The sequence below is a fragment of the Vibrio sp. V01_P9A10T6 genome, from assembly GCF_963877065.1.
GTDB classification, from domain to species: domain Bacteria; phylum Pseudomonadota; class Gammaproteobacteria; order Enterobacterales; family Vibrionaceae; genus Vibrio; species Vibrio anguillarum.
The window spans coordinates 1-5,992 of the sequence record NZ_CAWNTB010000064.1 but is presented as its reverse complement, the minus strand read 5'-3'; the positions used below and the strand labels follow the sequence as shown (position 1 = coordinate 5,992).

Here is a 5,992-nt window from a genome sequence, read left to right as displayed (position 1 = left end):
ACAAAGTGATGTGATTACGCTTCACTGCCCAATGTCGCCAGAGAACTACCATTTACTCAACAGTCACGCATTTTCCCAAATGAAAGATGGCGTGATGATTGTAAACACCAGCCGAGGTGAATTACTCGATTCAGTTGCAGCAATTGAAGCACTGAAACAAGGTCGTATCGGCGCTCTTGGTTTAGATGTTTACGACAATGAAAAGGATCTTTTCTTCCAAGATAAGTCGAATGATGTGATTGTCGATGATGTATTCAGACGCCTATCGGCTTGCCACAATGTACTATTTACGGGACATCAAGCCTTTTTGACTGAAGATGCACTACACAATATCGCTCAGACAACTTTGGATAACATTCGTGCCTTTGCAAACAATCAACGTTGCGGAAATGAGCTTGTAACGCTTGATTAATTAAACCCATCGATAATATGAAGCCTCCTTGATGAAACACCAAAAGGAGGCTTCGAAATCATCAACACCCTGATTCTATCAACGTATTTGTAAAGAGGCTAACGCTTCAGATGTGGCATCCTGTATTGATAAAAACAATGAGTTAATTTTACCCGTCGTGGTTCGCATCGGGTTTAAAGTAATGCTTTGGTACATATAATCGGCTTGCTGAGTGACAGGGCGAACATTACGACATTTGAAGAGATATGGGCGCTGCTGCCAAGTAATAAAACTACGACAACCTAAGTCATACACAGGTTTAGTTTTGAGCTTAAACCACTCTTGGGGGATTTCAGGAAACAGTTCAAAAATGGTTTTACCAATCGCATCGTGCCCTTGAATACCGCTGTGGTGTGTCATGAATCCATTCCACACTTGCACTTCGTAATCACGATTAATCACGATCAGCCCCATATCGACATTCTGCACCATATCCACCATCCAGTGGAACTGTTCAAATTCTGCAGGGAGATTCATCGTTAAAAATCCTCCATCAAGTACGCTAATTTACTGTCTAGTAACGGAAGAGACTCATCGACAAACATAAAGAGCAAGTCACAGCGGATCGTCGTTTGATCAATGTTGTAGCTCACTTCAAACGTCATCGTTTTTTTAAATGATCCAGCGGTGGAATTGATCACAGAGTCAATGGAGATGTGTTGCCCAAGCAATACTGGAGAGCTTTGAAAAAAACGCACCTCCGATTGCTCGCCTAATCCATTCAGAAAAGAACCAACTAATATGTTTGATACATCCATTAACAGTTCTAATTCTTCAAGCTCTTCACTGTCTGCTGGCACTTTCATTAATTTTTTCAGATCAGAAACACTGGAATCACTCAAGAGCACCAGTGCTTCACCTGCAATGCCTTCACCGCTGAAGCCTTGACATACACCAGAAACTTGATCATTTTCCGCCAAGTCACGAAGTGCCATATGTAGCTCACTCACTTCAAAAATATTGACGTTTGGTAGCGGTAAATGAACAAATACATCAAAGTGCCGCGCCAGAGCATCAGCTGCTCGACCAATCGAAACGTTCGCAACTTCCATATAGATGTCACGACGTTTTAAGATAGGTAGTTCAACAGAGATAGGCGTAACGATACGAGGCTGTGTTGGCGGTTCGACTAACTCTCGTAGTACGCTATTTAACACGTCCTTATCAATCGGCTTTTGAATAAAAGCACGCGCCCCTAACGCCAATACTCGGTCTTTCGCTTTCGGCTGTATATCACCAGAAACAACAACAACAGGCGTTGTCATCCCTCTGCGTTGCATCTCTTCTAGCGTTCCGTAGCCGTCCAGTTCAGGCATAGTTAAATCGAGGAACATTAATTTAAAATCATGCTCTTCAAGATTTTTGATGCCATCTAAACCATGGACTGCGAAAGTAATATCGGCGTTTAGAGAGGCGGGAAGTGAACGAGCCATCTGCTTCCGAGCCAGTGCAGAGTCATCACAGATGAGTACGGGGAAAGACATGTAATCACCTTCTATTTATTAATTCGATAAATAGAGTGTATACCTAAACCTCGCGTAGATGCGAGTTGCGCAAAAAATTAATTAAAAAGTTTTAGGGGTTATAAAAGGCTACACACTCAAGCGAAACATCGGTTAGCAAACAACAATGCTCGCTCATTTCAACCTCATAGTGAGGGCCAGAAGGTCAGTACAGCAATCCGCAACACAATAGCGGTAACAATGAATACCACTCCCAAGCGGTACCACTTATATTCCTCAATTGACATGGGAATGCGACGATAAAACATCGTGATGGCACCTTTCCAGTCATGGCTACGTTTACCATACCGCACAATACTCGTCAGAATAAAAATGATGCCCAGTATTAAGATAACTTTCTCTGCCCAAAATAATCCAATGCCCATAGTACTTCCTTGTTCAGGAGATAAATAATCATAGCCAACAGTGTATATCGAAAAGATGAGCGCCACTCTTGGACAAAAGTCTAAAGTGCAAAAGCACCAAAAGGGCCCAGTGAGGAAGACCTTTTGCATTAACAGAAATAATTTAGTTCACTATCACATTAACCATCTTACGCGTAAGTTACGCATAAAGACGCTATGCATTAAGTGCGCTACGCGTGATGCGCCGTTGTTTTAGAGATTGCAGAGGTTAATTTATCTCGATAACTGAACCAGAGGTATGTCACGACAATAGAGAAGAAGAGATACGACAAAGCAAAGATAAAAGGCGATGTGATCAATTGCGCCGATATCCCCCACGCAACACCGATAATGGTCACTGTCAATTTAGCAAGAAGCCCACAGATGAGAAGAAAAAGGGCAAACTCCGGCACTTTAGTACTTCGAAACGCAAACCAGTAACAGCTACCTACTGCGAGTGACGCGATGTAAAGCCCAAGCAAAAATGAATGAAAGTGATCAGCAGAGGCCACACCCGCCGAGACAGACGCCATTAAAATCAGTATTAGTTTCATGTTGTAAACCTCTCTTTTTATGAGAAAGTATCCATTCATTTTCGAAAACTCAGTTTACATACATTTTCCTCCATTAAATAAGAATTTCAAGTTCAAAAAACAAGCAATTTTTCCTTATTGGCTTAGAATAAAACAATTGTTAATCAGTAGTTAACAACAGAAAACCCGAAAATTAGATGGGACATAGCATTACCCAAAAAAAACACTTCAAAATGGAACTAATTGTAACAATTATTTAACCGAGTAAATATTTCATTGAAAGTACAAATTTGTGATGTGTACAGCGCAACGTTCCGAGTTGTCGCCAAAACAACTTAAAGATGCTATTTGATAGGGAAAAATTGCCTCAGTTTTGAGGAGAATCATTCAGCCAAAAAGAGAGCCATTAAATAGGAAAGTAAACTTAACCCTTCTCCTCACTCAATGAACGTTGGCCAGTAATAAACGGCTTCAACCATCGAACTCATCTGACCACCAACTCTGGCTAAAACTTCAACTATGTCAATGGGTAATAGAATAGTAATGTTAATTTCAAGCCTCATCATAAGAAAATGCAACATAGAGCATAAAACCTAACAATTTTAAGAAAGTTTTTCGAGTTTTATCGAGTTATGATTGACAAGATAAAAGTTTGAACTAGACTTTGCACTAGCTAGAAAGCAGTTCTTTGTATACACATACGTTTCGTTGGATTACTTGTAACTCCCCCGTCGTGTCGTACGCAATAGCAATCTACTTTTCCACGCTATCCGCGCCGTATTCGGCTGTAAAATTTTTTTGATTTTGGGTATTAAAATGGCTAACACAGTTACTGGTACAGTAAAATGGTTCAACGAAACTAAAGGTTTCGGTTTCATTCAACAAGAAAACGGTCCAGACGTATTCGCACACTTCAGCCAAATTAAAGGCGACGGTTTCCGCACTCTTGCTGAAGGTCAAAAGGTAGAGTTTGAAGTAGCTCAAGGTCAAAAAGGCCCTCAAGCTGAAAACATCCGCCTAGTATAATTTTTTACTAAGTATTCTAATAGCCAGCAATTTGCTGGCTATTTTCGTTTTTACCTCTTGGCATTCTTCCAATGGCTCTTAAACCGACAATCTATAAGTTCCGTATTGCGCTGACGGATACTAATCGCGATCATTATGACTCTTTAAATCTCACCATTGCTCAGCATCCTTCAGAAAGCAACGAACGAATGATGGCGCGCATTTTGGCGTTTTGTCTTAATGCTTCACCCGAGCTAACATTTACTAGAGGACTTTCTTCCATTGAAGAACCTGATCTCTGGCTAAAATCATTAGATGACCAAATTCAGCTCTGGATTGAAGTCGGCGAACCCGATGCTGATCGCATTAAAAAAGCCACACGGCTTGCAAAACAGGTGAAAGTCTACAGCTTTAACACGAAATCACAGGTTTGGTGGGAGCAAAATAAGGGAAAGTTCTCTCACCTCAATGTCGATCTATTTCGCTTTGATGCTGCAGCGATTGGAAAACTCTCTACTTCCTTGAACCGAGGTATGGATATTTCAGTAATGATTAGTGGCTCTTCTATCTTTATTGATAGCGATAGCCATTCCGATGAAATTACTTGGCAAGCACTACAAATAAAAAGTGAGCATTAATTCCCAGCCCACTTTCCAGTATCTATACCCAAACAACTTGAAGTTGCAGGTAGAAGGCAAGTGAGCTCATCCCCATGAGCATAGATGAACTATGTGATTGGGGTAAGCGAACGTAACCAACACCGCTGCAGCTTTAAATGGGAAGGGTATAGGCCCTTAAAAGAGCCTAGATTTAGATAGAGCTTTATACTTTATAAATAGGCGTGTGGACCAAAGACTTCGTAATGGATACGCTCTCTTGCTACGCCAAGCAATTCAAGCTGTTCAACAATGAACTGCATAAAACCAACGGGGCCACAGATATAAAAATCCCCCTGTGTTAGCGGCAGTTTCTCGCAAACTTCATGCAAGATCATAGAACCTTTCTTGGCTGGTGTTTGCTCACCTTCCAGATACCAGACCACTTGCTGCCATGATGGATGCACCGCCATTAAGGTCGCGGTTTCATCAATAAAGGAGTGTTGTGATAAATTGTTGCAAGCATGCAGATACGTCACCTCTTTTTTTCCTACTGACGCAAGCTGTTGAAGTATGGCTTGCATCGGTGTTGCCCCGACACCTGCAGAGATAAGTACAACGGGAGCGAGCTTCTCAACATAGAAAAAATCTCCCGCTGGCGCATAAAGTTTCACTCGACTGCCTTTTTCAACATAATCATGTAAATAGTTAGAGACTGTCCCAGGATGTTCAGTATCCACGCCTTCACGCTTCACAGAAATGCGGTAGTTTTTTCCATTAGGTTTTTGTGACAAGGAATATTGACGAATTTCACTGTATGGCGCACCTTCCGGCTTAAGTTCAACCCCAATATACTGACCTACCTGATAATCTAATACCGCTTTACCATCAGCAGGCTCAAAGATAAAGCTAGTGACGAATTCAGACTCTTTCACTTTATCTTGCAACACAAACTCACGCGCATTCTCCCAACCACCGATCGCCTGCTTACGCTGTAAGTACAACTCTCCTTCTCTATCAATGAAGACTTGCGCTAAAAAGAGATAAGCCGCCGTCCATGCTGCTTCAACGTCAGGAGTAAAGGCATCGGCAGCAAGCTCTCGCAACGTTTCAATAAGGTGATGACCGACGATTTGATAGTGCTCTGGCTGAATGTTAAAGCTGGTGTGCTTTTGGGCAATACGTTCCACTGCACTGGTTAATGCGGCGAGATTTTCAATATTTTTCGCATACGCGGCAATCGCCTCAAACAGTGCAACGCCCTGACGGCCAGTATGTTGATGGGTCATATTAAAAATATCTTTTAGCTCAGGATTGTGAGTAAACATTCTCTGATAGAAATGAGCTGTAAGCGCTGGCCCGGCAGATTCAAGCAAAGGAATGGTACTTTTGACAATGGCGATGTGTTGATTATTGAGCATATTGAGCTTTCTCCTCAGATTTTATAAATGGCGAATTAGATTCGCTCTGATACTGAAGCTTGTATAGCACAAAGCATACC

8 protein-coding genes are annotated in these 5,992 nt (G+C 41.7%); 3 read left to right on the top strand and 5 right to left on the bottom strand.

All coding sequences use genetic code 11. The features are described 5' to 3' along the window. Nucleotides 1–412 (top strand): NAD(P)-dependent oxidoreductase (locus tag AACQ21_RS03680; protein WP_308514208.1); only part of this gene is annotated, 412 nt, incomplete at its 5' end. Nucleotides 413–490: 78 nt separating this feature from the next. Here the strand turns inward: AACQ21_RS03680 and AACQ21_RS03675 are convergent. The 4 genes from AACQ21_RS03675 to AACQ21_RS03660 form a co-directional block, all read right to left on the bottom strand. Next, nucleotides 491–928 carry a PAS domain-containing protein gene (locus AACQ21_RS03675; RefSeq protein WP_017046017.1) on the bottom strand — a complete coding sequence of 146 codons (438 nt, stop codon included), beginning with the start codon at nucleotides 926–928 and terminating at the stop codon, nucleotides 491–493. Between the two features lie 2 nt (nucleotides 929–930). Beyond that, a complete protein-coding gene (locus AACQ21_RS03670; RefSeq protein ID WP_013868037.1) occupies nucleotides 931–1,935 on the bottom strand; it encodes a response regulator in 1,005 nt (334 codons plus the stop codon). Between the two features lie 164 nt (nucleotides 1,936–2,099). Further along, entirely contained in the window at nucleotides 2,100–2,339 is a 240-nt protein-coding gene (locus AACQ21_RS03665) for a hypothetical protein (protein WP_105976350.1), read from the bottom strand. Between the two features lie 209 nt (nucleotides 2,340–2,548). Beyond that, nucleotides 2,549–2,911 (bottom strand): hypothetical protein, encoded by a 363-nt coding sequence (locus tag AACQ21_RS03660; protein ID WP_026027849.1) that lies wholly within the window; start codon nucleotides 2,909–2,911, stop codon nucleotides 2,549–2,551. 795 nt (nucleotides 2,912–3,706) lie between these two features. Here AACQ21_RS03660 and AACQ21_RS03655 point away from each other — a divergent pair. Then, nucleotides 3,707–3,916, top strand: coding sequence for a cold-shock protein (locus tag AACQ21_RS03655; protein WP_010318975.1), 210 nt, complete (start codon nucleotides 3,707–3,709; stop codon nucleotides 3,914–3,916). Nucleotides 3,917–3,987: 71 nt separating this feature from the next. Next, nucleotides 3,988–4,533, top strand: coding sequence for a YaeQ family protein (locus AACQ21_RS03650; protein WP_105976349.1), 546 nt, complete (start codon nucleotides 3,988–3,990; stop codon nucleotides 4,531–4,533). 191 nt (nucleotides 4,534–4,724) lie between these two features. Here AACQ21_RS03650 and hmpA read toward each other — a convergent pair whose 3' ends face one another. Further along, on the bottom strand, nucleotides 4,725–5,912 hold the full coding sequence (gene hmpA / locus AACQ21_RS03645) for an NO-inducible flavohemoprotein (RefSeq protein ID WP_105976348.1): 1,188 nt from the start codon (nucleotides 5,910–5,912) through the stop codon (nucleotides 4,725–4,727). Nucleotides 5,913–5,992: the final 80 nt, after the last annotated feature.